The 26,090-nt window shown below is 74.3% G+C and carries 26 protein-coding genes; 16 read left to right on the top strand and 10 right to left on the bottom strand.

The genetic code is table 11. The features are described 5' to 3' along the window. Positions 1-13 precede the first annotated feature (13 nt). Positions 14-1,264 carry an FAD-dependent monooxygenase gene (locus ACFC2L_RS04970; protein WP_375823201.1) on the bottom strand — a complete coding sequence of 417 codons (1,251 nt, stop codon included), beginning with the start codon at positions 1,262-1,264 and terminating at the stop codon, positions 14-16. Between the two features lie 103 nt (positions 1,265-1,367). On the opposite strand from ACFC2L_RS04970, the gene ACFC2L_RS04965 reads away from it, so the two are divergent. Both ACFC2L_RS04965 and ACFC2L_RS04960 read left to right on the top strand, forming a co-directional pair. After that, the gene (locus ACFC2L_RS04965) at positions 1,368-1,949 is read left to right on the top strand and encodes a TetR/AcrR family transcriptional regulator (protein WP_375823200.1); all 582 of its coding nucleotides are present in this window, start codon (positions 1,368-1,370) and stop codon (positions 1,947-1,949) included. 31 nt (positions 1,950-1,980) lie between these two features. Beyond that, entirely contained in the window at positions 1,981-2,991 is a 1,011-nt protein-coding gene (locus ACFC2L_RS04960; protein ID WP_375823199.1) for a squalene cyclase, read from the top strand. On the opposite strand, the gene ACFC2L_RS04955 is transcribed toward ACFC2L_RS04960, so the two are convergent. From ACFC2L_RS04955 to ACFC2L_RS04940, 4 genes are all read right to left on the bottom strand, one after another. Then, positions 2,981-4,033, bottom strand: a complete 1,053-nt coding sequence (locus tag ACFC2L_RS04955; protein ID WP_375823198.1) for an ABC transporter substrate-binding protein — start codon at positions 4,031-4,033, stop codon at positions 2,981-2,983. The two genes, ACFC2L_RS04960 and ACFC2L_RS04955, sit on opposite strands and share 11 nt — an antisense overlap. Positions 4,034-4,128: 95 nt before the next feature. Further along, the gene (locus ACFC2L_RS04950; protein ID WP_375823485.1) at positions 4,129-4,911 is read right to left on the bottom strand and encodes an ABC transporter ATP-binding protein; all 783 of its coding nucleotides are present in this window, start codon (positions 4,909-4,911) and stop codon (positions 4,129-4,131) included. Between the two features lie 116 nt (positions 4,912-5,027). After that, a complete protein-coding gene (gene fepG / locus ACFC2L_RS04945) occupies positions 5,028-6,134 on the bottom strand; it encodes an iron-enterobactin ABC transporter permease (protein ID WP_375823197.1) in 1,107 nt (368 codons plus the stop codon). Then, on the bottom strand, positions 6,131-7,225 hold the full coding sequence (locus ACFC2L_RS04940) for an iron chelate uptake ABC transporter family permease subunit (protein ID WP_375823196.1): 1,095 nt from the start codon (positions 7,223-7,225) through the stop codon (positions 6,131-6,133). Before ACFC2L_RS04940 ends, fepG begins: the two co-directional genes overlap by 4 nt. A gap of 230 nt (positions 7,226-7,455) precedes the next feature. Here ACFC2L_RS04940 and idi point away from each other — a divergent pair, with 230 nt between their 5' ends. Continuing rightward, a complete protein-coding gene (gene idi, locus ACFC2L_RS04935) occupies positions 7,456-8,052 on the top strand; it encodes an isopentenyl-diphosphate Delta-isomerase (RefSeq protein WP_375823195.1) in 597 nt (198 codons plus the stop codon). Positions 8,053-8,080: 28 nt separating this feature from the next. Here the strand turns inward: idi and ACFC2L_RS04930 are convergent, their stop codons facing one another. The 3 genes from ACFC2L_RS04930 to ACFC2L_RS04920 are packed head-to-tail and all read right to left on the bottom strand — an operon-like array spanning position 8,081 to position 10,664. Next, positions 8,081-8,851, bottom strand: a complete 771-nt coding sequence (locus ACFC2L_RS04930; protein ID WP_375823194.1) for a hypothetical protein — start codon at positions 8,849-8,851, stop codon at positions 8,081-8,083. Further along, positions 8,848-9,663: a hypothetical protein gene (locus tag ACFC2L_RS04925; protein ID WP_375823193.1), complete on the bottom strand. Its 816-nt coding sequence runs from the start codon at positions 9,661-9,663 to the stop codon at positions 8,848-8,850. Before ACFC2L_RS04925 ends, ACFC2L_RS04930 begins: the two co-directional genes overlap by 4 nt. Then, entirely contained in the window at positions 9,660-10,664 is a 1,005-nt protein-coding gene (locus tag ACFC2L_RS04920) for a hypothetical protein (RefSeq protein ID WP_375823192.1), read from the bottom strand. The genes ACFC2L_RS04925 and ACFC2L_RS04920 overlap by 4 nt, the downstream gene beginning before the upstream one ends. A gap of 186 nt (positions 10,665-10,850) precedes the next feature. On the opposite strand from ACFC2L_RS04920, the gene ACFC2L_RS04915 reads away from it, so the two are divergent. Beyond that, positions 10,851-11,699: a class I SAM-dependent methyltransferase gene (locus ACFC2L_RS04915; RefSeq protein ID WP_375823191.1), complete on the top strand. Its 849-nt coding sequence runs from the start codon at positions 10,851-10,853 to the stop codon at positions 11,697-11,699. A 69-nt stretch (positions 11,700-11,768) separates the two neighbouring features. Here ACFC2L_RS04915 and ACFC2L_RS04910 read toward each other — a convergent pair whose 3' ends face one another. Further along, positions 11,769-12,833 carry a LacI family DNA-binding transcriptional regulator gene (locus ACFC2L_RS04910; RefSeq protein WP_375823190.1) on the bottom strand — a complete coding sequence of 355 codons (1,065 nt, stop codon included), beginning with the start codon at positions 12,831-12,833 and terminating at the stop codon, positions 11,769-11,771. A 217-nt stretch (positions 12,834-13,050) separates the two neighbouring features. Here ACFC2L_RS04910 and ACFC2L_RS04905 point away from each other — a divergent pair, with 217 nt between their 5' ends. The 11 genes from ACFC2L_RS04905 (at position 13,051) to ACFC2L_RS04855 (ending at position 23,605) form a co-directional block, all read left to right on the top strand. After that, the gene (locus ACFC2L_RS04905; protein ID WP_375823189.1) at positions 13,051-14,289 is read left to right on the top strand and encodes an amino acid ABC transporter substrate-binding protein; all 1,239 of its coding nucleotides are present in this window, start codon (positions 13,051-13,053) and stop codon (positions 14,287-14,289) included. A 7-nt stretch (positions 14,290-14,296) separates the two neighbouring features. Further along, entirely contained in the window at positions 14,297-15,181 is an 885-nt protein-coding gene (locus ACFC2L_RS04900) for a branched-chain amino acid ABC transporter permease (RefSeq protein ID WP_024841626.1), read from the top strand. After that, the gene (locus ACFC2L_RS04895; protein WP_375823188.1) at positions 15,165-16,397 is read left to right on the top strand and encodes a branched-chain amino acid ABC transporter permease; all 1,233 of its coding nucleotides are present in this window, start codon (positions 15,165-15,167) and stop codon (positions 16,395-16,397) included. Before ACFC2L_RS04900 ends, ACFC2L_RS04895 begins: the two co-directional genes overlap by 17 nt. Next, positions 16,394-17,152, top strand: a complete 759-nt coding sequence (locus ACFC2L_RS04890; RefSeq protein WP_375823187.1) for an ABC transporter ATP-binding protein — start codon at positions 16,394-16,396, stop codon at positions 17,150-17,152. Before ACFC2L_RS04895 ends, ACFC2L_RS04890 begins: the two co-directional genes overlap by 4 nt. Continuing rightward, a complete protein-coding gene (locus ACFC2L_RS04885) occupies positions 17,145-17,927 on the top strand; it encodes an ABC transporter ATP-binding protein (protein WP_375823186.1) in 783 nt (260 codons plus the stop codon). The genes ACFC2L_RS04890 and ACFC2L_RS04885 overlap by 8 nt, the downstream gene beginning before the upstream one ends. An 8-nt stretch (positions 17,928-17,935) precedes the next feature. Continuing rightward, positions 17,936-19,168 carry a Gfo/Idh/MocA family protein gene (locus tag ACFC2L_RS04880; protein ID WP_375823185.1) on the top strand — a complete coding sequence of 411 codons (1,233 nt, stop codon included), beginning with the start codon at positions 17,936-17,938 and terminating at the stop codon, positions 19,166-19,168. Further along, positions 19,165-20,373 (top strand): dihydrodipicolinate synthase family protein, encoded by a 1,209-nt coding sequence (locus ACFC2L_RS04875; RefSeq protein ID WP_375823184.1) that lies wholly within the window; start codon positions 19,165-19,167, stop codon positions 20,371-20,373. Before ACFC2L_RS04880 ends, ACFC2L_RS04875 begins: the two co-directional genes overlap by 4 nt. Then, positions 20,370-21,410, top strand: a complete 1,041-nt coding sequence (locus ACFC2L_RS04870) for a sugar phosphate isomerase/epimerase family protein (protein ID WP_375823183.1) — start codon at positions 20,370-20,372, stop codon at positions 21,408-21,410. Before ACFC2L_RS04875 ends, ACFC2L_RS04870 begins: the two co-directional genes overlap by 4 nt. A 93-nt stretch (positions 21,411-21,503) precedes the next feature. Continuing rightward, a complete protein-coding gene (locus tag ACFC2L_RS04865; RefSeq protein ID WP_375823182.1) occupies positions 21,504-21,815 on the top strand; it encodes a hypothetical protein in 312 nt (103 codons plus the stop codon). 127 nt (positions 21,816-21,942) lie between these two features. Continuing rightward, positions 21,943-22,908, top strand: a complete 966-nt coding sequence (locus tag ACFC2L_RS04860) for a WXG100 family type VII secretion target (RefSeq protein ID WP_375823181.1) — start codon at positions 21,943-21,945, stop codon at positions 22,906-22,908. Positions 22,909-22,963: 55 nt separating this feature from the next. Continuing rightward, on the top strand, positions 22,964-23,605 hold the full coding sequence (locus tag ACFC2L_RS04855; RefSeq protein ID WP_375823180.1) for a hypothetical protein: 642 nt from the start codon (positions 22,964-22,966) through the stop codon (positions 23,603-23,605). A gap of 10 nt (positions 23,606-23,615) precedes the next feature. Here ACFC2L_RS04855 and ACFC2L_RS04850 read toward each other — a convergent pair whose 3' ends face one another. Continuing rightward, positions 23,616-24,122, bottom strand: coding sequence for a winged helix-turn-helix transcriptional regulator (locus tag ACFC2L_RS04850; protein WP_375823179.1), 507 nt, complete (start codon positions 24,120-24,122; stop codon positions 23,616-23,618). Between the two features lie 118 nt (positions 24,123-24,240). Between ACFC2L_RS04850 and ACFC2L_RS04845 the strand changes: the two genes are divergently transcribed. Continuing rightward, positions 24,241-25,749 carry an MFS transporter gene (locus ACFC2L_RS04845; protein WP_375823178.1) on the top strand — a complete coding sequence of 503 codons (1,509 nt, stop codon included), beginning with the start codon at positions 24,241-24,243 and terminating at the stop codon, positions 25,747-25,749. The last annotated feature ends 341 nt before the right edge of the window (positions 25,750-26,090 follow it).

The following is a 26,090-nucleotide window of genomic DNA, read 5'->3' as shown; positions in this document are numbered from 1 at the left end:
GCCGGGCGGTCGCTCAGCGGACGGGCTGCGGCGCCGAGTCGGTCACCGGGAGCGACGGCGCGTCGCCGCCGGCCGTGAACATGCGGCGCACGAGCGGGCGCAGCGCGCGCGACAGCATGACGCGGGTGGTCGCGCGCAGCACCGCGGCCTCCAGCCGGCTCCCCGGCACCATGCGCGCGATGCCGCCGCCGGGGATCTTCTTCCCCGCCTCGACGAACGGGGCGACGTCGGCCGCGTAGCGCCGCGCCGCGCCGGCCGGGTCGTCGGGGGTCGCCCCCAGCCGCGTGGCGAGGAGGTAGGCGCCGACCAGGGCGGTCGCGGTGCCCTGGCCCGTCATGGGCGAGCCGCACGACGCCGCGTCCCCCAGGAGCACGACCCGGCCGGCGACGGGGTCGGGGACGTCGATGCGCACGAGCTCGTCGAAGTAGAGGTCGGACGCGTCGGACATCGCGTCGAGGATCGTCGGGGCGTGCCAGCCCGCGCCCTCGAGGAGGCCGCGGACCAGCGCCTCCTGCCCCGCCCGGTCGCCGCGGAGCGCGGGGTCCCGGTCGACCCGGAGCGTGAGCAGGGCCTTCGAGGTCGAGGGGTCGAGGTCGGGGCGGATCCCGAACGTCGCACCGGGCACGAACCGCATGGCGAACCAGCCCGGCTCGACGTCGTCGGGCGTGGGCAGGGTGAAGAACGCCGCGTAGCCGCCGAGGTACGTCGCGAACTGCTCCTCCGGGCCGAACGCGAGCCGGCGGGTCGCGGAGTGGACGCCGTCGGCCCCGACGACGAGGTCGAAGCGCGCGTCGTCGGCGTGCTCGAACGTGACGTCCACGCCGTCGGCGTCCTGGGTGAGCGCGGTGATGCGGTCGCCGTAGCGCAGGTCGAGGAGGCCCGGTGCCTCGTCCCCGGCCGCGACGAGCGCGTCGAGCAGGACGCGCGCGAGGTCTCCGCGCGCGATCTCGATCTCCGCCACGGCGCCCTCGCCGTCGAAGGCGGCCATCGACATGCGGCCGAACACCCGACCCCGACCGTCCACGTAGGCGAGGCCCTCCTCGTGCACCCGGCGCTGCTCGATGCCGGGCATGAGGCCCAGGCGGGTCGCGACCTCGCGGCTCGCGCCGCGGAGGTCGACCGCCTGGCCCCCGGGACGCGGGGCCGTGGCGCGCTCGACGAGCGTGGTGCGGCGGCCCTGCCGCACGAGCTGCAGCGCGAGCGCGAGCCCGGCGATGCCGCCGCCGGAGACGAGGACGTGCGGGGTGTGGTCGGTGCCGGTCATGTCGGTGCCCTCCGTTTGGACGTTCGTCTTAAACACATGTCTAACAGAGGGGTGGCACGCTTGTCTAGAACATTTGTCTGACTCTCGAGATAGACTGTCCCTCGTGGGAAACCGTGAAGACCTCCTCGCCGGCGCGCGCCAGGTGATCGTCGAGCGCGGCGTCGCCAAGGCGACCGCGCGCGAGATCGCCTCCGCGGCCGGCGTCAGCCTCGCCGCGATCGGCTACCACTTCGGCTCCAAGGAACGCCTCCTCACCGAGGCGCTCCTCGAGTCGCTCGGCAGCGGCATCGGCGACTCGATGGAGGCGGTCGTCCAGGAGACCGCGTCGCTCCCGCTCCTCGAGGGGTTCGCCGCCCTGTGGAACCGCATGCCCGAGGTGTTCGCCGCGCACCGCGAGGCCCTGCTCGCGAGCCTCGAGAACTCCGTGCGCGTCCTGCGCGACGGCGAGGCGAGCCGCGAGCTGGCCGCTGCGACCGGGCAGGGCTACCTCGGGATCCTCGAGCACCTGCGGGCGGCTCGCCCCGAGCTGAGCGAGGACGACCTCGCGGCCGTCGCCCGGCTCGACTTCGTGCTCGTGCAGAGCCTCGGCATCCTCTGGCTGCTCAGCCCGGACGCGATCCCGAGCGGGGACGAGCTCGCGCGCGCCGTCGCCGTCATCGCCGGACGGGTGGACGACGAGGGCTGACGCCGCGCGCGCCCGGGCGTAGCGTGACGGCATGGCCGCCGCCACTCCCGGAGGGCCGCCCGAGGACGGGCTGGTCGACTGGTTGCTCGACGCCGACCCGGCGCTGCGGTGGCGGGTCGAGCGCGACGTCGTGCACGCGCCTCCCGAGGTCTGGGAGGCGACGCGGGCGCGCGTCGCGACCGAGGGCTTCGGCGCGCGCCTGCTCGCGCTGCAGGACCCCGACGGGCAGTGGGCGGGCGGCGCGTACTTCCCCGCGGACGCGGGAGCGGTGGACGCCGGCGGAGCACCCGAGGAGGGCCAGCCCTGGACGGCGACGACGTGGTCGCTCGTCGCGCTGCGCGAGTGGGGGCTCGACCCGGGCGTGCTGCGCGCGCGCCGCACGCCCGAGCTGCTCGCGGCGCACAGCCGGTGGGAGTACGACGACCTGCCCTACTGGGGCGGCGAGGTCGACTGGTGCATCAACGGGTACACGCTCGCGGCCGGCGCCTGGCTCGGGGTCGACGTCTCCGAGCTGCTCGCCGCCGTGCTCGCCGGCCGGCTGCCCGACGGCGGGTGGAACTGCGACTGGGTCGAGGGCGCCACCGTCTCCTCGTTCCACTCGACCCTCAACGCGCTCAAGGGGCTGCTCGCCTATCAGGAGCTCGCCGGCGGCGGCGAGGAGCTGCGTGCGGCGCGCCGGTCGGGCGAGGAGTACCTGCTGCGCCGCGGCCTGTTCCGCCGACTGAGCACGGGCGAGCCCGTCGGGGACTGGGTGTTCCGCCTCGCGTACCCGTTCCGTTGGTACTACAGCGTGCTCAACGCGCTGGTCTACCTGCGCGAGGCGTCGCTGCTCGACGGGACGCCCCCCGACCCGCGCGCGGCGGACGCCGTCGAGCACGTCCGCCGCGCCCGGCGCCCGGACGGCACCTGGCTCCAGGGCCGGCGCCACCCGGGCCGGGTGTGGTTCGAGGTCGACTCCCCCGCGGGCGAGCCGTCGCGCTGGCTCACCTACCACGCGACCGTCGTCCTCGACTGGTGGGACGGCGCGGACGTCAGGACGTAGGCACGCCCGACACGACCTCCGCGCCGTCGAGCACCGCGATCAGCTCGTCGAACCACTCGACGTAGCTCGCGTAGGTGAACGGCCGCTTGTCGTCCCACCCGACGACCTGGCCCGCCTGCACCGCGGGCAGCCCCGCGTAGACCGGGTTCGCGGCCATGGCCTCGTCGGAGCCCGTGTAGCTCAGCACGACGTCGGCCGGGTGGTCCGGCACGCGCTCCCAGCTCAGCTCGGCCCAGCCCTCCTGGTCCTGCGGCCCGCCGATCGTGAAGCCCAGCTCCTCGAGCAGCGCGAGCTGGCCCAGGTTCTTCTGCCCGACCCACAGCTGCTCGGCGCCGTTGAGCGGCAGGATCGTCAGCGGCTTCTCCGCCGCGATGCCGCGCAGCGTGTCGAGCCGCTCGTCGAACGCCGCCTTCGCCTCCGTGACCTCCGGCGAGCCGACGTCGCCGCCGAGCGCCTCCGCGAGCGACGCGTAGTCCTCGATCACCTCGACCACCGGGCGGCCCGAGAACCTCATGCCGACGAACGGGGCGACCGCCGTCGCCTCCTCCGTGACCGTGTCGTCCCACCAGGTCCAGGCCGTGCCGTCCTCGTTGCCGAACCCGATCACGAGGTCGGGCTCGAGCGCGAGCAGCTTCTCCAGGTTGAGCTCGGCGTCGGCGCCGACGACCTCCATCTCGTCGACCTGCGCGGTGCCGATCGACAGCGCGCCGGCGTCGGAGAAGCCGTAGCCGAACACCCCGGCGGGCCGCACGCCGTAGTCCCACAGCGCCGCGGCGGTGTAGCCGTCGACGACGAGGCTGTCCGGCGCCTCGTCGAGCGTGTACGTCGTGCCGTAGCCCGAGGACGTCCAGGACCAGCCGTCCGCGGCCGCGTCGTCGGCCGCGTCGTCGGTCCCGGGCTCGGTGCCGGCCGAGCACGCGGCGAGCGTGACCGCGAGCCCGACGGCGAGCGCGCCCGCGGCGAGGGAGCGCACCGGGCGCCGGTGCAGGGTCGGGCGGGCTGCCGTGGGCAGGGTGGACGAGGGACGGGTGGTGCGGGTCATGCGTTGCTCCTCGGACGAGGCGGTGCGGGCGAGCGCAGGACGGTGGGGGGCCGGTCGGGCGGGTGGGTCGACCGGCGGGGAACGGGGCCACGCGGTCAGGCGCGGCGGGGACGACCCTCGGGCACGACGAGCGGGGTGCCCGTCACGGGGTCGGCGATGATGCGGCACGGCAGGCCGAACACGTCCTCGACGAGGTCGGCCGTCACGACGTCGGCCGGTGCGCCCTCGGCGACGACCGCGCCGTCCTTCATGGCGATGAGGTGCGTCGCGTAGCGGCACGCGTGGTTGAGGTCGTGCAGCACCGCCACGAGCGTGTGCCCGCGGTCGCGGTTGAGGTCGGCGCACAGCTCCAGCAGCTCGATCTGGTGCGCGATGTCGAGGAACGTCGTCGGCTCGTCGAGCAGGAGGAGGGGGGTCTCCTGCGCGAGGACCATGGCGACCCACACGCGCTGGCGCTGCCCGCCGGAGAGCTCGTCGACGAGGCGGCCCGAGAGCTCGGTCGTCCCGGTCGCGGCGAGCGCCCCGACCACCGCGGCCTCGTCCTCGCGCGACCACTGCCGCAGCAGCTTCTGGTGCGGGTAGCGCCCGCGCGCGACGAGGTCGGCGACGGTGATGCCCTCGGGCGCGATCGACGTCTGCGGCAGGAGGCCGAGGCGGCGAGCGACCTCCTTCGCGGGGATCGACGAGATCGACCGGCCGTCGAGCACGACCTGGCCCCGCGACGGCTTGAGCAGGCGCGACAGCGCGCGCAGCAGCGTCGACTTGCCGCACGCGTTCGGCCCGACGATCACCGTGAACGACCCGTCGGGGATGCTCACGTCGAGGTCGGAGGAGATGACGCGGTCGTCGTAGCCGACAGTGATCCCCTCGGCGTGCAGGCGGTCCGCGGGCGGGACGCGGTCGGCGCGCGCGCCGGTCGGCGCGTCGGCGACGCGCGGGGCGGCCGCGAGGTTCGTGAGAGCCACCGGGGTCGTTCCGGTCTGCGGGTTCGTGGTCACTTGCGGGCCTCGCGCACGAGGAGCCAGACGAGGTAGGCGCCGCCGACGCTCACGGTGACGACGCCGACGGGGAGCTGGGTGGGAGCGAACGCGCGCTGGGCGACGAGGTCGCTCGCCGCGAGCAGGACGGCGCCCATGACGGCGGCGGGGAGGATCCGCACGCCCGCGGCGCCCGTGAGGCGGCGCGCGAGCTGCGGTGCGGCGAGCGCGACGAACGCGATGGGCCCGGCCGCCGCGGTCACGAGGGCCGTGAGCGCGACGCCGACGATCACGAGGGCGAGGCGGACCCGCTCGCTGCGCAGGCCGAGGGCGGCCGCGGCGTCGTCCCCGAGCTCCAGCAGCCCCATGCGCGGCGCGAGCCACAGGAGCGGGAGCGCGAGAAGTGCCGCGAGCACGCACGCGGGGACCGCCTGTGCCCAGGTCATGCCGTTGAGCGACCCGGCGCCCCACACGGCGGCCGCCATCGCGGTCTCGAGGTCCGCCTTGATGATGAGCCACTGGTTGACGGACGCGAGCATCGCGGACACGGCGATGCCGACGATGATGAGCCGGAAGCCCTGGACCCCGCGCCGGTAGGCCAGGAGGTACACGACGCCCGCGGTGACGACGCCGCCGACGAGCGCGCCCGCCGCGACGCCGACGTACCCGCCGCCGAGCAGCATGATGACGACGAGCGCGCCCGTGTAGGCGCCGGTGTTGAACCCGATGACGTCCGGGCTGCCCAGCGGGTTGCGCGTGAGCGACTGGAAGATCGCGCCGCTCGCGCCGAGCGCCGCACCGAGCACGAGCGCCATGAGCGCGCGCGGCAGGCGCCACTCGACGACGACCATGTGCACCGGGCCGTCGGCCGCGCCCACGAGCGCCTGGAGGACCTGCGGCACCGTGAGCGGGTAGTCGCCGGTGGTCAGCGCGACGACGCCGATCGCGAGCGCGACGAGCAGCAGCACCCCGCACACCCCGAGCGTGCGCAGGTCGAGCCGCAGGCTCGCGCGGCCGCCGAGCCCGCGCACGACGCGCGTGGGGCGACCGAAGTCGACGCGGTGCGCGCCGCCGTCGGGCAGGGAGGGGTCCACGGGCGCGTCGTCCCGGACCGGGGCGCTCACAGCCCGCTCGCCTTCGAGCGGCGCACGAGCGCGATGAGGACGGGGGCGCCGACGAACGCGGTGACGATCCCGACCTGCAGCTCGCCGGGCATGACGACGACCCGGCCGACGACGTCGGACACGAGCAGCAGGACGGGCGCGAGCACGGCCGAGTACGGCAGGATCCAGCGCTGGTCGGGGCCGACCGTCCAGCGCGCGACGTGCGGCACCATGAGCCCGACGAACGCGATCGGCCCGGCGGCCGCCGTCGCGGCGCCGCACAGCAGCATCACCGCGATGCCGACCAGGATGCGGGTGCGCCCGACGTGCGCGCCGAGCGAGCTCGCGAGGTCGTCGCCGAGCGCGATGGTGTTGAGCGGGCGCGCGACGACGAGCGCGATGACCAGCCCGACCACGACGAACGGCGCGATCGTGCCTGCCATCTCCATGGTGCGGCCCGCGAGGGAGCCGGCGCCCCAGAAGCGCATGCGGTCGAACGCCGCGGGGTCGAGCAGCGTGATGCCCTGCGAGATGCCGCCGAGCACGGCGCCCAGCGCGACGCCCGCGAGCGTGAGGCGCACGGGCGTCGCTCCCCCGTGCCCCTGCGACCCGATGGCATAGACCGCGACGGTCGCGACGACCGCCCCGGCGAACGCGAACCAGATGAAGGACTGGATGTCCGTGAACCCGAGGAACGCGACCGCGAGCACGACGGCGAACGCCGCGCCGGCGTTGACGCCGAGGATGCCCGGGTCGGCCAGCGGGTTGCGCGTCATGGCCTGGATGAGCCCGCCCGCGACCCCGAGCGCGGCGCCGACCAGGAGGCCGACGATCGTGCGCGGCAGCCGCAGGTCGCGGATGATCACGTGGTCGCCCGAGCCGTCGTACCCGGTGAGCGCGTCCCAGACGGTGCCGAGAGGGACCGGCTTGGAGCCGACGACGAGGCTGAGCACGATCGCGAGCACGAGGACCACGACGGCGACGAGGAGCCCGAGGCTGCGGCCCGCGTTGGTGCGTGCGACCCCGGCCGGGCGGTCGTCGCGTCCCGTCGCGGTCCGGGGGCTCCCGGCGGGGAGGCCGGCCGGTGCGTCGGCGGTCGCGGGCGAGGTCATGGTGCTCGGATCTGCTCGGGGGCGTGGGCCCGGTCGGAGGTGGCCTAGTGAGGTTACCCTCACCTTAATTCATGCCGGGGTGGGCTCGGCAAGACCGTGCGGCCGGTGGCGTGGGTGACACCCCTCACGACCGGACCGCGCTCGGAGCCCGCTCCGGGCGTCGTCGCCGGGCGCCAGGAGTTCCTGACAGCGGTTCCCCCTCCCGGAGGGCCGTGTGCGAGAGTGGCCGCATGACCCCGCACGTCCCCGTCGCCGCCGACCACGTCGTCACCGTCGACGACCAGGGTCGCCGGACCGGTACCTTCGACCGCGCCGCCGTCCACACGACCGAGACGCCCCTCCACCTCGCCTTCTCCTGCTACGTGCTCGACGACGCGGGCCGCCTGCTGCTCACGCGGCGCGCGCTCGGGAAGCGCACGTGGCCGGGCGTGTGGACCAACTCCTTCTGCGGGCACCCGCGCTGGACCGAGACCACCGAGGAGTCGATCGTCCGCCACGGGCGGCACGAGCTCGACCTCGAGATCACGGGCCTCGAGGTCGCGGTGCCGGGCTTCCGCTACCGCGCCGTCGACGCCTCCGGCGTCGTGGAGAACGAGATCTGCCCCGTCTACGCGGCGAGCGCGGCGGGCACGGTCGAGCCGAACCCCGACGAGGTCATGGAGACCGCCTGGGCGGACCCGCGCGACGTCGCGCGCGCGGTCGCCGCGACCCCGTGGGTCTTCAGCCCGTGGATGGTGCTCCAGGTCGCCGCTCTCGGCGCCGCGAGCACCCAGGGCGACGGCCCGACGGCGCGTCTCGCCGCGGCGTTCGGGCCCACCTCGGCCTGACGCCGGCGGCGACCCGCCCGCGAGACGCTCAGCGTGTCGGCTGCGGGTGCCGCGCCCGGGCGCTGCGCAGATGTTCCGGGACCGCGAGACGGTCCGCGCCCTGCGGCGAGACCTGCACGGGCTGCGCGGGCAGGGCGAGCGCTTCGACCTGCTCCGCGCCGGGCACCCCGGCCGCGCGTGCGGCGTCGCCCAGCGCGCGGACGACCAGCTCCTGGCGACGCGGGTCGCGGGCCGAGAAGACCCAGAGGTCGACGGCGGTCGCGGTCGCGAGGTCGACGTGCAGCCCCCGCGCGTGCGCCTGGCGGAGCTGGGTCGGCGCGACCCCGACGAAGGTCACGGCGCGGCGCGACCAGAGCACGGTGCGCGACGCCGTCGACACGCCGCGGTCGGTGAGCAGCAGGCCGAGCGTGCGCGGGCTCGCGACGGCCGCGCGCACCGTCCGGACGTCGAGGGCCGCGAAGGGCACCGCGACCGGGCGCAGGAACGGGGCGAACGAGCCGACGAGGATCCCGTGGTCGAGCACGACCAGCTTCTCGGAGCCGAGGAACCAGAGGATCACCGCGGCGATCGCCGCGAAGGACGGCAGGAGGTAGCCGATCGCGGCGGGCCCCGCGTTCCCCACGAGCGCCGGCCCGACGGAGAACACGAGCACCACGACCACCGTCACCGCCCACGCCGGGGCGTTCGGCGTCGCCGCCGACACGTGCCGGACCGTGCCGAGGCCCGACCGCGCGGCGTGGTGCCGGACCTTGCGCGTCGCGCGCGCGCCGGTCGTGGGCGCCGCCGTCGGCCCGCTCATCGACCGAGCAGCTCGAGCGGGAGCCGGCGGACCGTGGCTGCCCCGACCTCGGACAGCGTGAGCGAGGTCGGCGCGCCGTCGGCCCCGTGCTCGCCGCCCCGGACCGTGTACACGCCGTCAGGGGTCGCGTAGACGCTCACCTGCTCCAGGACGTCGGATCCCGCGTGCACCGCGCCGAGCGTCGTCACGGCCAGCGCCCCGGCGAGCTCGGGCAGGCTCGGCGCCTGCGCAGCGAAGTCGTCGGGCGTGAACGTCTGGGAGCGACCGTCGATCAGGGCCTGGGAGCCCGGGTCGACGAAGACCGCGAGCCGGCCCGCGAGCTCGGACAGCGGGTAGACGCTGAACGCGTGGTGGCCGCTCGGGGCCACCTCCTCCTCGAGCACGCGGTCGTCCTCGTGGAGGTAGACGTACACCCAGTGCCGGCCGACCGACGTCGTGCGCTCGACGGACAGGATCGCGTGCGCCGTGCGGCGCAGGACCAGCGGACCCGTGATCTCCGGGACGGCCTCGATGCCGACGGCCGGCCGGCCGTCCACGGGCTCGGCCGCGGCCGCGTCCTCGCTCGGCACGACCATGCCGCGCGCGAGGAGCGAGCGGAGCGCGACGCGGCCCACGAGCCCGCGGTCCGCGCCCTCCTGCTCGTCGAGCCACGGCACCGCCACGAGCTGGGGGTTCTGCAGCCCGTCGAGGATGACGATCTCCTCGTCGGTGAGCGTCACGACGTGCGTGACCTCGCCCGGGGTCGCTCGCTCCAGCGCGCGCTCGGCCGCGGCGATGTCCGACGCGGACCACCGCATGGTCTGCTGGGTCACGAGAAGAGCCCTCCGACGAAGTCACCGGCGGCGGAGAGCCCGTCGCCGATCGCGTCCCCGACGTCCGACGCGACGTCCCCGATCGTATCGACCGCGTCGCCGGCGAAGTCGGTCACGGTGTTCCACCCGTCGGCGAGGTACGGGCCGGGGTTGGTGGCGAACCCCGAGATCGCGTCCCAGTTGTCGACGACGAGGTTCCCCAGCGCCCAGGCGCCCGCGACGACGCCCGCGCCCACCACGATCCCGATGCCCACGGGGTTGGTGAGCATGCCCGCCATCATGAGCATCGTCCCCGCGCCGCCCACGACCGACAGGCCGCCCATGACGCGGTCGACGCCGCCCCGCACGCCGTCGTACTCGGTGTTGAACATCTGGTCGAAGCCGCCGATGACGCCGAACAGGCCGCCGACGCCGCCCGCGAGCCGGCCCGCCGTCCCGAGCCCGCCCAGGAGCCCCATCGCGTCGTCGAGGACCATGCCGCGCGCGAAGACCGACGCGCTCGCGGCGGCGTCGGACAGGTCGGCGAGGCGGCTGGCCTGCAGGAACGCGGTGAGGGACTGCCCGACCTTCCAGGCCTTCAGCCCGTCGAGGACGAACATCGTCGACTCCCCGAGGGTCTCGCCGACGTCCCAGATCGACCCGGCGAGCGTGGTCCCGCCGCCGAGCGGCCCGCCGCCGGGGCCCGTGGGCACGCCCGGGCCGGGCACGCCGGGGGACGGGATCGCGCCGCCCTCGGTGCTCGTCAGGTACTGCTCGTCGGCGTTGCGCAGCACCGCCTGCGACGCCTCGGCCAGCGTCTGGCTCACCCCGCGCAGGAGCGCCACCGAGGACCCGGTCCACTCGCCCCGGAACTGGTCGGCGTCGCCGCCCTGCCACCGACCGGCGGCCTCCACGAGGCCGCTGACCTCGGACGTCGTGCTCACGAGCTGGTCGGAGGCGGAGCGCAGCGACTGCGCCAGCCTCCTCAGCTCGGTGACGTCGGCGCCCCACATCCCGCTCACGTCGTCTGGTCCCCTCGTCGATCGGTGTCCCCGCCGCGCCCCGATCTGTCACGGAACGTACGAAACGGGCATCGGGAGGCTACCGCGCGCACCCGCCCCGCGGCGACGGGGAGAGCTCCCCCTCGGTGCGCGACGGGCCCGGCGCGCATGTTCGGCGACGGCGCCCGCACGGGTGACAATCGACGCATGCCTGCCGCGGTCCCCGACACCCCCGCCACCTCCGACCGGGCGGCCGACGTGCCCGTCCCCGCCCGGGACGCCTCGTTCGAGGAGCACGTGGCGTGGGCCCGCGCCGTGCCCGTGGTCGGGTTCGACCTCTCCCCCCTGGCGGACCGCGTCGTCGAGGACGCGCTGCCGTGGGACTACGCCGCGCTCGCACGCGAGCTGGTCGGCAGCGGGCGCGGCCCGGTGCTCGACCTCGGGACCGGTGGCGGCGAGCTGCTGTCCACGCTGGGCCCGCTGCCCGCCGGGTCGGCGGCGACCGAGGGCTGGGCGCCCAACCTGCCCGTGGCCCGACGCCGGCTCGAGCCGCTGGGCGTCGACGTGCGGCCGGTCGAGGGCGACGACGAGCAGCTCCTGCCGTTCTTCGACGGCCAGTTCGCGGTCGTGCTGGACCGGCACGAGGAGTTCGACCCCGACGAGGTGCTGCGCGTGCTCGAGCCGGGCGGGGTGTTCCTCACCCAGCAGGTCGACTCGCGCGACGGCCTGCGCCTCAACACCGCGCTCGGCACCGAGCTCCCGTGGGACCCGGACTCCGTGACGCTCGCCGCCGCGGTGGAGGTGCTGCGGGACGCGGGGTTCGTCGTCGACGTCGCGCGCGAGCACGAGGGCCTGCGCCGGTTCCGCGACCTGTCCTCGGTGCTCTGGTACCTCAAGCTCATGGCGTGGCAGGTGCCCGACCTGGCGTCGCTCGCGCCCGAGGCGGTCGCCCGGTACGAGGCGCCGCTGCGCGCCCTGCACCTGCACCTGGCCGCGGGCCACGAGTTCGTCGACGAGGCCCCGCGCTTCCTCGTCGTGGCCCGCAAACCCTTCTGACGCCCCCACCCCACCCCATCGCTGTGGGCATGAAATGGGCCCGGTTCTGCGGCGAGAACCGGGCCCATTTCATGCCCACAGCGGGCCGGGGCGCGGTGGGGCCGTCGAGTCGCGGACCACGAGCTCGTGGTCGGTGCGGCGGCGGCGCGGGCGGGCCGACGGCGGCCGGAGCGCGAGCTCGAACGCCGTCGCTCCCATCTCGCTCATCGGGAGGCGCACCGTGGTCAGCGCGGGCGCGAGGTCCTGCGCGACCTGGATGTCGTCGAACCCCGTGACGGACATGTCGCGCGGCACGACGACGCCGCGCTCGCGCAGCAGCGACAGCACGCCCGTGGCCATGGCGTCGTTGAGCGCGAGGATCGCGGTCGTGTCGGGGCGCTGGGCGAGGATGCGCTGCGTGGCGTCCCGCCCGCCCTCGCGCGTGAACGGCGCGTGCACCACGAACAGGTCGTCGGGGTCGAGGCCCTGGGCCGCGACCGCGCTCCGGATGCCGGCCATGCGGTCCGCGACGGTCGTGAGCCGCTCGGGCCCGGCCGCGACGGCGAGGCGCCGGTGGCCCAGGCCGAGGGCGTGGTCGGTGAGGCTCGCTGCGGCGGCCTCGCTGTCCGGGAGCACGGCGTCGCTGTGCAGGTGGTGGCGCCCGATGACGACGACCCGCCCCCCGGACTCCTGGAACGCCTCGAGCTCGCGCGCGGCGTCGGCCTCCATCGCGGGCTCGACGTACCCGGACCCGGCGACGAGGATCGCGCCGACGCGGTGCGCGCGCATGAGCCGGATCTGCGTGACCTCGGCGCTGGGCTCGCGCTCGGTGTGGCTGATCTGGACGCTCCAGCCGTGCTCGGTCGCGACGCGCACGACGCCGCTCGCGATCTCGGAGAAGTACGGGTCGCCGATCTCGTAGACGAGCAGGCCGGCGACCGACGTCGTGCCTCCCGCGAGCGTGCGCGCGTGCGGGTTGGCGATGTAGCCCATCTCCGTCGCGACCTCGCGGACGTGCTCCGCGAGCACCTCCGAGACGCCGTCGCTGCCCGACAGCGCGCGCGACGCGGTCGCGAGCGAGACGCCCGCCCGCTCGGCGACGTCGACCAGCCGCAGCGCGCTGCGACCCTTCGTGGTCCGACCTTCTCGACGCACCCCTGCTCCGCTCGTCCGTGCGTCGCCCGGTCGGCGGCCCGAGGGCCCTCCCCGACGTGACGCTTGCCACATCCGCTGTCCGCACCGTACTCTAGCGGAAGCGCTTACGAAAGCGCTTTCGCAATGACGCAGTCTCGTACGCAGCAGTACGGCCCCAGGTCTTCACTACGACGAAGTAGGGAGAGTCACGTCCATGCATTCTCGGTCGACTCCACGGATGTCCACCCGCCCCCGCTCACGCCGCGCGCTCGCCCTCGCGGCCGGCGTGTCCGCGACGGCGCTCGTCCTCACGGCGTGCTCCGGCGGGTCCGACGGCGAGGGCGGAGGCGGCGGGTCCGACGACCCGATCGTCATCGGCATCTCGCTCCCGCTCACCGGCGACTTCTCCGAGCCCGGCAAGGGCGTCCAGCGCGGCTACGAGGCCTGGGCGCAGTTCGTCAACGAGGACGGGGGCCTCCTCGGGCGGCAGGTCGAGCTCAAGATCCTCGACGACCAGTCCAACGCGGACCGCGTCGTGCAGGACTACGAGGCGCTCATCGCCCAGGACGAGGTCGACCTCGTGTTCGGGCCGTTCTCCACGCGCCTCGTCGTCCCGAGCGCCCGCGTCGCCGAGGAGTACGGGATGCTCTTCGTCGAGCCGGCCGGCGCCGCCGCGGAGGTGTTCGAGCAGGGCTTCGAGAACCTGTTCTACGCCGCGCCCGCCGTCGCCGACGACCACTACAACTACCTCGCGGACCACATCCTCGACATGCCCGAGGGCGAGCGCCCGCAGACGGTCGCGGTGGCGTCGATGGACGACCCGTTCGCCCAGGGCACCGCCTACGGCCTGCGCGACAAGCTCGCCGACGCCGGGCTCGACATCGTCGTCGACGAGGTCTACCCGCCCAACACGACCGACTTCTCCTCCATCGCCGCGAAGATCAGCGACTCCGGCGCCGACATGGTCATCGGCGGCACGCAGTACCAGGACGCGGTGAACCTCATCGTCGCGCTCCAGCAGCTCAACTACCAGCCCACGCTCGCGGCGTTCTCCACGGCGCCGACCAACCCCGAGTTCTCGGCGGCGATCGGCGCCAAGACCGAGGGCATCCTCTCGCCCACCGGCTACACCGAGACCGCGAGCTGGCCGTCCAACGTCGACTTCGTCGAGCGGTACACGGAGCTGCACGGCAACCCGCCCGGCGAGGACGAGGCCAACGCGTACACGACCGGCCAGGTCGTCGCCGCCGCGGTCGAGGCCGTCGGGTGCGCCGAGCAGGGCGAGTGCCAGCAGGAGCTCGTCTCGTGGCTGCGCAGCAACGAGGTCGACACCGTCGTCGGGCCGTTGACCTGGGACGAGACGGGCAAGCCGCAGGGCGCCCACCTCATCCAGCAGTACGTGGACGGCGAGATCCAGATCGTCCTGCCGCAGGACGCCAAGGAAGCCGACTTCGTCTTCCCCAAGCCGGCCTGGTGATCACCTCGTGACAGGAACGCTCCTCTTCCAGAGCCTCGTGCTCGGCGTGCTGCTGGGAGGGCTCTACGCCCTCCTGGCAGCGGGCCTCACCCTGTACTTCGGCGTGATGCGCGTCGTGATGATCGCCCACTCGGCGTTCCTCATCCTCGCCGCGTACCTCGCCTGGTTCTTCAACCAGCAGACCGGCATGGACCCGCTGCTGTCGCTCGTCATCACGGTGCCGCTGTTCTTCCTCGTCGGCGTGGGCATGCAGCGGCTGCTCATCACGCGCCTGCGGCCCGCGACGCTCACCATGATGTCCGTCCTCCTGACGTTCGCCGTCGCGCTCTTCATCGAGGGCATGATCGGCTTCGTCTGGAGCGGCACCCAGCGGCGCATCCAGCTCCCGTACTCGGGCGCGAGCATCGAGTTCTTCGGGGCGCGGATCGCCGTCGTGAAGCTCGTGGCGTTCGGCCTCGCCGCGCTCTCCCTCGCGCTGCTGTACCTGCTCATGAAGCACAGCCGGTTCGGCCAGGCGCTGCGCGCGACGATCCAGCACCGCGAGGCCGCGCAGCTCGTCGGCATCAAGACCGACCGCGTCGCGGGCTACGGCTTCGGCCTCGGCCTCGCGACCGCCGCGATCGGCGGGACCGCGCTGTCGCTCGACGCGACGATCTACCCGTCGCTGCACTGGCACTGGATCGGCCCGCTCATGGCGATCATCGTCGTCGGCGGCCTCGGGTCCATCCCGGGCGCCGCGATCGCAGCCATGGTGCTCGGCATCGGCCAGAGCCTGCTCCAGGTGCCGCTCGGCACCACGTGGGCGCAGACCATCTTCTACGTCGCGCTGTTCGCGACGCTGATGCTGCGGCCCCAGGGATTCTTCGGAGGTCGCCTTGCCCAACGCTTCTGACACCCGTCCCGCGAGCCGCTCGGCCGGCCGCGCCGGGGGTGCCGCCGGCGCGGTGCCCGACGGCGCGGGCCCGGGCGCCGCTCCCGCCGCACCTCCCGCACGCCGCCCCTGGGGCCGCGTCGTCCGCCTGGCCGCGCTCGTCGTCCTCGCCGTGCTCGTCCTGGCCTTCCCCACGATGGCGCCCAACGCGTACATCCTCTCGGCCGGCATCGTCGTCCTCAGCTACGCGTGCACCGCGACCGCCTGGAACTTCATGGGCGGCTTCACGGGGTACGTCTCGCTCGGGCACGCCGCGTTCTTCGGCCTCGGTGCCTACGCGACCGGGCTCCTGATCCGCGACCTCGGGCTCCCGAGCTTCGTCGCCTGGCTCGTCGGCGGGGCGGTCGTGCTGCTCGTGACGATCCCCGTGGGCATCGCGGCGCTCCGCGTGCGCGGCGCGTCGTTCGTCATCGTCTCGATCGCGTTCGTGCTGATCCTGCTGCTCGTCTTCCAGGCGTGGGGCACGTTCACCGGCGGCTCCGACGGCCTCGTCGTGCCGCGCCCGTTCCCGGACCTGCTGCGGCCCGAGCACCACCGCACGTTCTTCTACCTGTTCGCGGCGCTGCTCGCGGTCATGCTCGTCGCGTGGTGGGCGATCGACCGCTCGCGCTTCGGCACCGGCCTCAAGGCGGTCCGCGAGGACGAGGACAAGGCCCAGGCCCTCGGCGTCCCGACGCGCAACTACAAGCTCGTCGCGTACGTCGTCTCGGCGACCTTCACCGGCCTCGCGGGCGGCATGTACGCCCTGTGGTTCGGCGACCTCGACCCGATCTTCCAGTTCTCCATCATGCTCGGCGCCTACATGGTGCTCATGGCGCTGCTCGGCGGCGTCCGGCACCTGTTCGGCCCGCTCCTGGGCGCCGTCATCGTCGGCTCCGGCCTGGAGTACTTCAAGCTCGAGTTCGGCGACACCCAGTTCCACCTCGTCGCCACCGCCCTGCTGCTCGGCGTCGTCGTCCTCTTCATGCCCGACGGGATCATCCCCGCGGCCCAGTCGCTCGTGAAGCGGTTCGGCCCGCAGGACTCCTCGATCCGCGAGATGACGGCGGCCGAGCTCCTCGAGCGCAACCGCGCCGCGGCCGGCGAGCCGGCCGCCGGGCCCGCGACCGCCGTCGTGCAGGAGCCACGCGAGGGCGAGCCGACCGCCGCGGGCACGGGAGAGGACGAGGACCGATGACGACGACCACCACGCACCAGACCACCCGCAACCTCGAGACCGTCGGCCTCACCAAGTCGTTCGGCGGCGTCCACGCCGTCCGCGACGCGACGGTCACGTTCCAGCACGGCAAGATCAACGCGCTCATCGGCCCGAACGGCTCGGGCAAGACGACGTTCTTCAACTGCGTGACGGGCATGATCAAGCCGGACTCCGGCACGGTCACGTTCCGCGGCGAGGACATCACGCGGCGCGCGCCGCACAAGATCGCGCGCGCCGGGATCGGGCGCAGCTTCCAGCTCTGCCGCGTGTTCCCGCGCATGACCGTCCTCGAGAACATGCTCGTCGCGGTCCGGCGCACGCGGGTGCGCGAGCTGCTCGCCGGGGCGCGCAACCCGGAGGAGATCGACAAGGCGCGCGCGCTGCTCGTGCGCGTCGGCATCGACCACCTGGAGAACGTCGAGGCGCGCAACCTGTCCTACGGGCAGCAGAAGCTTCTCGAGCTCGCGGGCGTTCTCATGGGCGACCCGGACACGATCATGCTCGACGAGCCCGCGGGCGGCGTGAACCCGGCGCTCATCGGCCGCATCGGGACGCTCGTGCAGGAGCTCAACGCCGAGGGCAAGACGTTCCTCGTCGTCGAGCACAACATGGACATGGTCATGAGCCTGTCCCACCACGTCATCGTGTTCGACCGGGGCCGGCCCATCGCGGAGGGGACCCCCGCCGTCGTGCAAGCCGACCCGCGAGTCCTGGAGGCCTACCTTGGTGTCTGACCCGACCCCCGGAGCGGGGGCGAAGCAGGAGTACCTCCTCGAGCTGGACGACGTCCAGGCCGGGTACGGCCGCGCGGCGATGGTGCTGCGCGGGCTGACCATCAAGGTCCCGGCGGCGACCGTCGTGTGCCTCGTCGGGCCCAACGGCGCGGGCAAGTCGACGGTGCTCAAGGTCGCGAGCGGGCTGCTCAAGCCGCGCTCCGGCCGCATCCTCGTCGGCGGGCGCGACGTCACCGGCCAGGGGCCGCAGGAGATGCTGCAGTCCGGCCTGGCGCACGTGCTCCAGGGGCACAGCGTGTTCCGCGAGATGACGGTCGCGGAGAACGTGCTGCTCGGCGCGTACACGCTCCGCGACAAGCAGAAGATCGCGGAACGGGTCGCGTTCGTGCAGAACCTGTTCCCCATCGTGGGCGAGCGGTGGAAGCAGCTCGCCGGACTGCTGTCCGGCGGGCAGCAGAAGCAGGTCGAGTTCGCGCGCTCGCTCATGGTGAGCCCCGAGGTCGTGCTGCTCGACGAGCCGTCGATGGGCCTCGACCCCAAGACGACGTCGACCGTGTTCGAGCAGGTCGTGCGCATGCGCGACGCGGGGGTCGCGGTGCTGCTCGTCGAGCAGAACGCGCGCCGCGCGCTCGAGACCGCCGACATCGGGTGCGTGCTCGACCTCGGGCGCGTCCACATCACCGGCCCCGCACCCGAGCTCCTCGCCGACCCCCAGCTCTCCGAGCTCTACCTCGGCGGCCGGCCCGCCGAGCGCTCGCTCTCGCAGAACGGATGACCGCCCGCATGACCAGCCAGACCCCGGACGCTCCCGCGCCCGACCGACCGAGCACCCGCACCGTGCGCATCGTCATGAACGGCGTGACGGGCCGCATGGGCTACCGCCAGCACCTCGTCCGCTCGATCCTCGCGATCCGGGACGACGGCGGCGTCGAGCTCGACGACGGCACGCGCCTCCAGGTGGAGCCCGTGCTCGTGGGCCGCAACCGCGCCAAGCTCGCCGAGCTCGCCGCGCGCCACGGCGTCGCCGAGTACACGACCGACCTCGACGCGGCCCTCGCGGACGACACCGCCACGATCTACTTCGACGCGCAGGTCACGTCGGAGCGGACCAAGGCGATCCTCAAGGCGCTCGGGGCCGGCAAGCACGTGTACACGGAGAAGCCGATCGCGGAGTCGGTCGCCGAGGGCGTGGAGCTCGCCGAGGCGGCGCGCGCGGCCGGGGTGATCCACGGCGTCGTGCACGACAAGCTGTACCTGCCGGGACTGCTCAAGCTCAAGCGCCTGATCGACGGCGGGTTCTTCGGCCGCATCCTGTCCGTCCGCGGCGAGTTCGGGTACTGGGTGTTCGAGGGCGACTGGCAGCCCGCGCAGCGCCCGAGCTGGAACTACCGCGCCGAGGACGGCGGCGGGATGGTCCTCGACATGTTCTGCCACTGGAACTACGTGCTGGAGAACCTGTTCGGGCCGGTCGAGGCCGTCATGGCGAAGGCCGTGACCCACATCCCCGAGCGCTGGGACGAGCGCGGCAAGCCCTACGCCGCGACGGCCGACGACGCCGCGTACGGGATCTTCGAGCTCGCCGGGGCGGACGGCCCGATCCTCGCGCAGGTGAACTCGTCGTGGGCGGTGCGCGTGGACCGGGGCGAGCTCGTCGAGTTCCAGGTCGACGGGACGCACGGGTCCGCGGTCGCGGGCCTGTTCGGGTGCCGCATCCAGCCGCGCGCCCGCACGCCCAAGCCCGTGTGGAACCCGGACCTGCCGACCGACCAGGACTTCCGCGCGCAGTGGGAGCAGATCCCGGACAACCAGGAGTTCGTCAACGGGTTCCGCGCGCAGTGGGAGGAGTTCCTGCGCGACGTCGACGCGGGACGGCCCCACCCCTACGACTTCGACGCCGGCGTGCGCGGCCTGCGCCTCGTGGACGCCGGGTACACGTCGTCGCGCGAGGGGCGTCGGGTGGAGCTGGGCGCCGCGTCCGGGACCCCCGGCGGCGCGGCGTCCGGGGTGGGGGCGTGAGCGCGTCGGGCGGGGTGCGGATCCCGCTGCCCGACGGCGGCACGCGGCTCGTCGAGCTGCGCGCGCCCCGGGAGTGGGCGGACCACCCCGACCCGTACGCCTCGCGCGTCGCGTTCGCGGCGGCGCACGTCGTCGCGGACCCGCGGGGCGAGAACGTGCCCGGCGCGCCGGCGGTCGTGGACTGGGACTCGACCCTCGCGTTCCGGCGGCACCTGTTCCGGTACGGGCTCGGGGTGGCCGAGGCGATGGACACCGCGCAGCGGAACATGGGGCTCGACTGGCCCGCGGTCCAGGAGCTCGTGTCGCGCAGCGCCGCCCAGGCCCGTGAGCTGGGCGCGCGCATCGCGTCCGGCGCGGGGACGGACCACCGGTCGCCCGACGAGCTGCGGACGGTGGACGACGTGATCGGTGCGTACGCCGAGCAGGTCGAGTTCGTCGAGGGCACGGGGTCGCAGGTCATCCTCATGGCGTCGCGGCATCTCGCGCGCGTCGCGACGTCGGCCGACGACTACCTGCGCGTGTACGACGCGATCCTGTCCCAGGTGCGCGAGCCGGTCGTCCTGCACTGGCTCGGCGAGGCGTTCGACCCGAACCTGCGCGGCTACTGGGGGTCCGGGGACGTCGACACCGCGACCGCGACGTTCGTCGACCTCGTCCGGGCGCACGCCGCGAAGGTCGACGGGGTCAAGGTGTCGCTGCTCTCGGCGGCGCACGAGGTGGGTCTGCGCGCCGTACTTCCCGACGGCGTCCGGTTGTACACCGGCGACGACTTCCACTACCCGGAGCTGATCCGGGGCGACGGTGAGCGGCACTCCGACGCGCTGCTCGGCGCGTTCGCGGCCGTCGCGCCCGCCGCCTCGGCCGCGCTGACGGCGCTCGACGACGGAGACCTCGACCGCTACGACGCCGAGATGGCGCCGACGCTCGCGCTCTCGCGGCACGTGTTCGAGGCGCCGACGTACTACTACAAGACCGGCATCGCGTTCCTCGCGTGGCTCGCGGGCCACCAGCCCGGCTTCACGATGGTCGGCGGGCTGCAGTCCGCCCGGAGCGTCGTGCACCTCGCGCGCGCCTTCGAGCTCGCGAACGAGGCACGCCTCCTGCCGGACCCGGACCTCGCCGCACATCGCCTCGGTCTCGTGCTCGCGGCGGCGGGCATCGAGGAAGGCACCACTGCCCGTGCCGCCGCGGAGGCGGTCGCATGAGCACCGAGATCTCGGAGTTTCCGTCCTCCGGCTCCCGGACTCCCGCCGACCAGGCGATCCCGGCGGCCGAGCAGGCGGTCTCGGCTCGTCCTGGTGCCGGGACGGACCAGGATGGCCCGTTCGGCGGGGAGAGGGGTGCCGTGGACGTGCCGAGCGGGGTGGCCGCGCGGGTGGCGACACCGGGGGTCGGCGATCCTCGGCTTGCGCGGCTCTCCCTGAACCAGCGGACGACGGCGCGGTGGTCGCTGCGCGAGGCGATCGACGGCTGCGTCGCCGCGGGGCTCCCGGCGGTCGGGGTGTGGCGCGAGCCGGTCGCCGACGTCGGGCTCGACACCGCCGTGCGGTGGGTGCGCGACGCCGGGCTGCGGGTGTCGTCCGTGTGCCGCGGCGGCTTCTTCACCGCGAGCGACCCGGACGCGCGCGCCGCCGCGCACGCGAGCAACCTCGCCGCGATCGCGGAGACGGCGGCCCTCGGCGCGCCGACGCTCGTCCTCGTCCCGGGCGGGCTGCCCGACGGGGACCGCGACCTGATCGGTGCACGGGCGCGCGCGGCGGACGCGATCGCCGCGCTCGTCCCGGCGGCGCGCGACGCGGGCGTCACGCTCGGGATCGAGCCCATGAACCCGATCTTCGCGGCGGACCGCGGCGTCGTCTCGACGCTCGAGCAGGCCCTGGACCTCGCCGAGCCGTTCGCGCCCGCGGAGGTGGGCGTCGTCGTCGACACGTACCACCTGTGGTGGGAGCCCAAGGTCCACGAGCAGATCGCGCGGGCGGGTGCCGCGGGACGGATCGTCAGCTACCAGGTGTGCGACTGGATCACCCCGCTCCCGGCGGACACGCTCCTGGGCCGCGGCATGATGGGCGACGGCCACGTGGACTTCGCCGCGTTCACGCGCTCGGTCGCCGCGGCGGGCTACGTGGGCGACGTCGAGGTCGAGATCTTCCACGCCGACGTCTGGGCCGCCCCCGGCGCCGACGTCGTGGCGACGCTCGCCCGCCGGTACGTCGAGCTCGTCGAGCCCCACCTCGTGCGCTGAGGGTCGCCGGCCGACGGGCCGGGGCGAGACCGCCTCGGTCGGTCGGTCGGCGCCGGGTAGGGTGCCCGGAGGCCCGAGCACGGAGGTGGACGGATGGACGGGGCGCCGCGGACGCGGTTCGTGGGCGACACGAAGCAGGCGCGCACGTACGCGTGGTTCCTGACCTTCGCCGCCGTCGTCCCTCCCGCCGTCGTCGCGGTCTTCGTGCTGGGCTGGTACCGCGCCCAGGTGTACGGCTGGACGGAGAGCTTCCGCAGCTACCACGCGGGCGACCCGTTCCCCTGGGGCTGGGTGGCCGTCGGCGTGCTGGCCTGCGTGTTCCTCGGCCGGTTCGCCGTCCGGCAGTGGCGCCGGTACCGCGCGCTCGTGGCCGACGACCGCCGCCGCGGCGTGCGCCCGTCCTGACGGGCATGGGGACCGCTCACCATCGACCTCGCCCGCTCCGCCTCCGTACCCTGTCGGCGGCGCCGGCACGGCGTGGCCGACCGGGGAGCGTGCGGGGGGTGCGGGTGAGAGCGCAGAGGGGCGAGGAATGAGCAGCGGGATGTACGGGGCCGACGTCGAGGCGCTGCGCTCGCTCGCGGGCCGCGTGGCGGACGGCGCGCAGGCCCTGGAGCTGGCCGCGGCGGCGATCGAGACGGCCGTGGGCCGAGCGGGCTGGGAGGGCTCCGACGCCGTCGAGTTCCGCACCGCGTGGACGTCGACCCTGCGGCCGAGCCTGACGGGCACCGCCGCGCTGCTCACGGACGCCGCCGACCTCCTGCGCGGCAACGCCGAGCAGCAGGACGCGACGAGCCGCGACGGTGGCGCGGGCGGGCCGGGCGGGCCGGGCGGCCCGGGTGGCCCGGGTGGCCCGGGCGGCCCCGGTGGGCCCGGCGGACCGGGTTCTCCGGGTGGGCCAGGCGACCCGGTGACCCAGGGTGGCGACGGCGGTCCGCCGGACTGGCTGGTCCCGCCGTCGTGGCTCACGACGGACATGACCCAGGGCGGCGTGCTCAACTGGGCCGCGTCCCAGGGAGTCGACGCCTGGGCCGCGATGAACAAGCTCGACGACCCGCTCAACGTGGCGGGGCTCGCGGACCACCTCGCGTCCGCCGGCAAGGTGCTCAAGGGCGCCGGGTTCCTGTTCGACGGCTACTCGGTGTACAGCGGCTCGGTGCAGGCGTGGGAGGGCTTCGCGGAGGGCGACGGGTTCAAGGGGACGGACGGCGTCATCACCGCGGGGCTCGGCGCCGCCGGCATCGGCGCGGCGATCTTCCTCGCGAGCAACCCGGTCGGTTGGGCGATCGCGGGTGCGGGAGCCGTGTGGGGCGTCGCGACCCTGCTCTCCGGCGACGTCCCCGTGACGAAGCGCATCGCCGACGGCGCGGGCTGGCTGTGGGATCGTGGGGGCGACCTCGCCGACGGTGCCGCCGACCTCGCCGGCGACGTGTGGGACGCGGGCGGGGACTTCGTCGACGGGGCGACCGAGACGCTGAAGAAGGTATGGCCGTGGTGACCGCGGCGCACGCGCCGGACCGGGGCCATGGTCCGCACGAGGAGAGGGACGACCGATGACCACGCAGACCGAGGCGGCGAACCGTCCGGACGACGGGCTCATCGAGCTCACGGGGCCGGAGCTGCTCGTGCTCCTGTCGCTCAACGAGGGACCTGCCGCCACGAGGACGCGCGAGAACCTGCGCCTCCCCGACGTGCCCGCCGACTCCGCCCTCCTCGCGGCGGGGCTCAGCTCGCTCGTCGTGCGACGGCTCGCACGTGTCGAGGGCGAGGTGCTCGCACCCGTCGGCAACGTCGTCCCGCTCACGCGCGTCCTCACGACCGCGACCGAGTGGGTGGAGGCGGCGGCGATCGCGGACGAGCGCACCAACGCCGCGCTGCTCGTCGGCGCGCAGGGCGGTGCGGTCGTGCTCGAGCCGCGCCCGTTCGGCATCTGGCACGTGCGCCCGCTCCAGATGGGCGACCCTCTGCCCGACGCCGCGTCGCGCTTCGTCCGGGCCGCCTTCGCGCAGCTCCCGGGCCGGCCGTTCGGAGGGAGCGTCAAGGTCGTCGACGGGTCCGGGGCCCGCACGGCAGCCGTCCGTGTCGAGGCCGACGGGACGTGGGAGATGACGAGCGGTCCGGCGGGCGACGAGCCCGCACCGTCCCCCATCACGCCCGACCCGACGTTCGGCGTGCTCGCGACCGCGGTCGCGTGACCTGCGGCCCTCAGAGGTCCTGGAGCGACGCCTCGCGCTCGTCGTAGGCGCTGCGCGCGGCGGCGATGCGCTCCTGGTGCGCCTCGGTCCACACGACGAGCGCCTTCGTCGTCGCGTGGAGCGACCGGCCCATCTCGGTGAGGGCGTAGTCGACGCGCGGGGGGACGGTCGGGTAGACCGTGCGCTCGACGATGCCGTCCCGCTCGAGCTGGCGCAGCGTGCGCGACAGCATGCGCTGGCTGATGCCGTCGATCTCGCGCTTGAGCTCGGTGAACCGCATGACGCGCCGGTCGAGCAGCGCGATGGCGAGCAGCGACCACTTGTCCGCGATGCGGTCGAGGATCTGCCGCACCTCGCAGTCCTCGCGCGCGTCCCACTGCCAGACCTCGACGTCGCTCTCCCACTTTGCCGGTGGGCAGCCGTGACGGTCCTCGGGGGTCGGGACGTCGTCGGGCGCGCCCGCGCGAGCAGCCTCGTGCCCGTCCGCGGTCCGTCCGCGCGCCGCCACGGTATCCACGGTGATACCTGGTGAGTCGAATGTGCCGTCTTCCATGCCTCCTGATCCTGGCCCACGATGGGCTCGGTATCAAGAGGTAACCGAGTACCGAGCGGTACTCAGGAGGAAGGGGACGGTCATGACCGACGGGACGACGAGCCGCAGCCGCGAGAGCGCGCGGGCGGCCGCACGCTTCACCCTCCGGGACTGGGGGCTGCTCCTCGTGCTGTGCGGGGCGATCTTCCTGGAGGGCAGCGACATCGCGATGCTGTCCGTCGCGCTCCCCGGGATCCGCGCCGACCTGGGGCTCGCGACCAGCGAGCTGGGCGGGGTCGTGACGGCGTACGTCGTCGGGTACGGCGGGTTCATGCTCCTCGGCGGGCGCGCGGCCGACCTCTACGGCCGCCGCCGGATGTTCGTCCTGTGGCTGCTCGTCTTCCTCGTCTTCTCGGGGCTCGGCGGGTTCGCGACCGACGCCTGGATGCTCCTCCTCTCGCGCTTCGTCACGGGGGTGGCGGCCGGGTTCCTCACGCCGGCCGGGATGTCCCTCATCACGACGTCGTTCGCCGAGGGGCCGCGCCGCAACCGCGCGCTGGTCGTGTACGGCGCCGCGGGGGCCGCGGGATTCTCGCTCGGGCTCGTCGTGGGCGGGCTCCTGGCCGCGATCCACTGGCGGTGGGTCTTCTTCGCCCCGGTGCTGCTCGCCGTCGTGCTCCTCGCGCTGGCGCTCGTCACCGTCCCGCGCGACACGACGGGCCGCGTCCGCGGCGCGCTCGACGTCCTCGGCGCCGTCCTGGCGACGAGCGCCATGGTCCTGCTCGCCGTCGGCATCGTGCGCCTCGAGCACCCGGGCGAGGGGCTGGCGTGGACGGTCGCCGCGCTCGGGGGCGGTGCGGTGCTTCTCGCGGCGTTCGTCGCACGCCAGCGCCGGGCCCCGCACCCGCTCCTCCCGCTGCGGCTCTTCCGGTCGACCGAGCTCGTGCGGGCGAACGTGACGGCCGTGCTCTTCGCGGGCGGGTTCTACGGGTTCCAGGTGCTCCTCACGCTCTACCTGCAGGAGCTGCGGGGCTGGACGCCGCTGCAGACCGGGCTCGCGATGCTCCTCATGGCGATCGACGTCGTCCTCGCGCCCGTGCTCACGCCGCGCCTCGTGGAGCGCTTCGGGGTGCCGCGCGTGATCGTCGGCGGTCTCGTCGCCGGGACGCTCGCGGCGGCGTGGTTCCTCGCGTCGGGGCTCGACTGGACGTACGCCGTGATGGTCCCGTCGATGGCGCTCGTCGGGGTCGCGTTCGCGCTGGTCTACGGGCCGATCGCCATCGCGGCGACCACGGGCGTGACCGACGCGGAGCAGGGCGTGGCCGGCGGCGTCCTCAACACGTCGTTCCAGCTCGGCGCGGCGATCGGCATCTCCGCGGCGACGGCGGTCAGCGTCCTCGCCCTCGGCGACGCGACGGGGCCGGAGGCAGGCCTCGCCGCCTTCCACACCGCGCTGTGGGTACCGGTCGCGGCGTTCGCCCTCGCGGCGGTCGCGATGGGAGCGCCGCGCCGCCGTCGGGCCGTCGTCGAGCCGGCCGGTCCCGCCGCCGCCGCGACCCCGGTCGCCGAGGCCGCCCTCCCGGAGCCCGCCCCGGCGCCGGCCACCCGCTGAGCGCAGGAGACAGTCGCGTCCGGACGTGCCGGACGCGACTGTTTTCATGTACTCAGCGCGGGGCGCGGGCAGCAAGAAGCCCGCGGGCTGGAGGGTTCCTCCTGTCGTGCTGGACGAGGGCACGACGCCCGCGGGCTCCGGTGGTTGCGTGGTACTCGCTCGCCGTCGGGCGCCTCCCCTCGGGGGACCCCGCCCGGTTCACGGGCTCACCGCATCCGGTCCGTTGCTGGATCGGTTGCGCGACGACTAGGCCCTGTCCTGCGAATGTTCTTGGCATGTGTCCGGTAATGTCCGGGTTGTGGGTGTGGGGCGTGGTGAGCTGACTGACACGGCGTGGGCGC

Origin of the sequence: Cellulosimicrobium sp. NPDC055967, assembly GCF_042269845.1 — a bacterium.
Classification (GTDB): domain Bacteria; phylum Actinomycetota; class Actinomycetes; order Actinomycetales; family Cellulomonadaceae; genus Cellulosimicrobium.
The sequence above is the reverse complement of the archived record's forward strand: the minus strand, read 5'-3'. Positions and strand labels throughout refer to the sequence as shown.

Bases quoted from the DNA above. Each gene is read 5' to 3' on its own strand.
- idi (WP_375823195.1), top strand. From the start codon at position 7,456: ATGACCCCGCACGTCCCCGTCGCCGCCGACCACGTCGTCACCGTCGAC.
- ACFC2L_RS04860 (WP_375823181.1), top strand. From the start codon at position 21,943: ATGAGCAGCGGGATGTACGGGGCCGACGTCGAGGCGCTGCGCTCGCTC.
- ACFC2L_RS04845 (WP_375823178.1), top strand. From the start codon at position 24,241: ATGACCGACGGGACGACGAGCCGCAGCCGCGAGAGCGCGCGGGCGGCC.
- ACFC2L_RS04880 (WP_375823185.1), top strand. From the start codon at position 17,936: ATGACCAGCCAGACCCCGGACGCTCCCGCGCCCGACCGACCGAGCACC.
- ACFC2L_RS04865 (WP_375823182.1), top strand. From the start codon at position 21,504: ATGGACGGGGCGCCGCGGACGCGGTTCGTGGGCGACACGAAGCAGGCG.
- ACFC2L_RS04890 (WP_375823187.1), top strand. From the start codon at position 16,394: ATGACGACGACCACCACGCACCAGACCACCCGCAACCTCGAGACCGTC.
- ACFC2L_RS04905 (WP_375823189.1), top strand. From the start codon at position 13,051: ATGTCCACCCGCCCCCGCTCACGCCGCGCGCTCGCCCTCGCGGCCGGC.
- ACFC2L_RS04940 (WP_375823196.1), bottom strand. From the start codon at position 7,225: ATGACCTCGCCCGCGACCGCCGACGCACCGGCCGGCCTCCCCGCCGGG.
- ACFC2L_RS04870 (WP_375823183.1), top strand. From the start codon at position 20,370: ATGAGCACCGAGATCTCGGAGTTTCCGTCCTCCGGCTCCCGGACTCCC.
- ACFC2L_RS04855 (WP_375823180.1), top strand. From the start codon at position 22,964: ATGACCACGCAGACCGAGGCGGCGAACCGTCCGGACGACGGGCTCATC.
- ACFC2L_RS04955 (WP_375823198.1), bottom strand. From the start codon at position 4,033: ATGACCCGCACCACCCGTCCCTCGTCCACCCTGCCCACGGCAGCCCGC.
- ACFC2L_RS04970 (WP_375823201.1), bottom strand. From the start codon at position 1,264: ATGACCGGCACCGACCACACCCCGCACGTCCTCGTCTCCGGCGGCGGC.
- ACFC2L_RS04930 (WP_375823194.1), bottom strand. From the start codon at position 8,851: ATGAGCGGGCCGACGGCGGCGCCCACGACCGGCGCGCGCGCGACGCGC.
- ACFC2L_RS04915 (WP_375823191.1), top strand. From the start codon at position 10,851: ATGCCTGCCGCGGTCCCCGACACCCCCGCCACCTCCGACCGGGCGGCC.
- ACFC2L_RS04960 (WP_375823199.1), top strand. From the start codon at position 1,981: ATGGCCGCCGCCACTCCCGGAGGGCCGCCCGAGGACGGGCTGGTCGAC.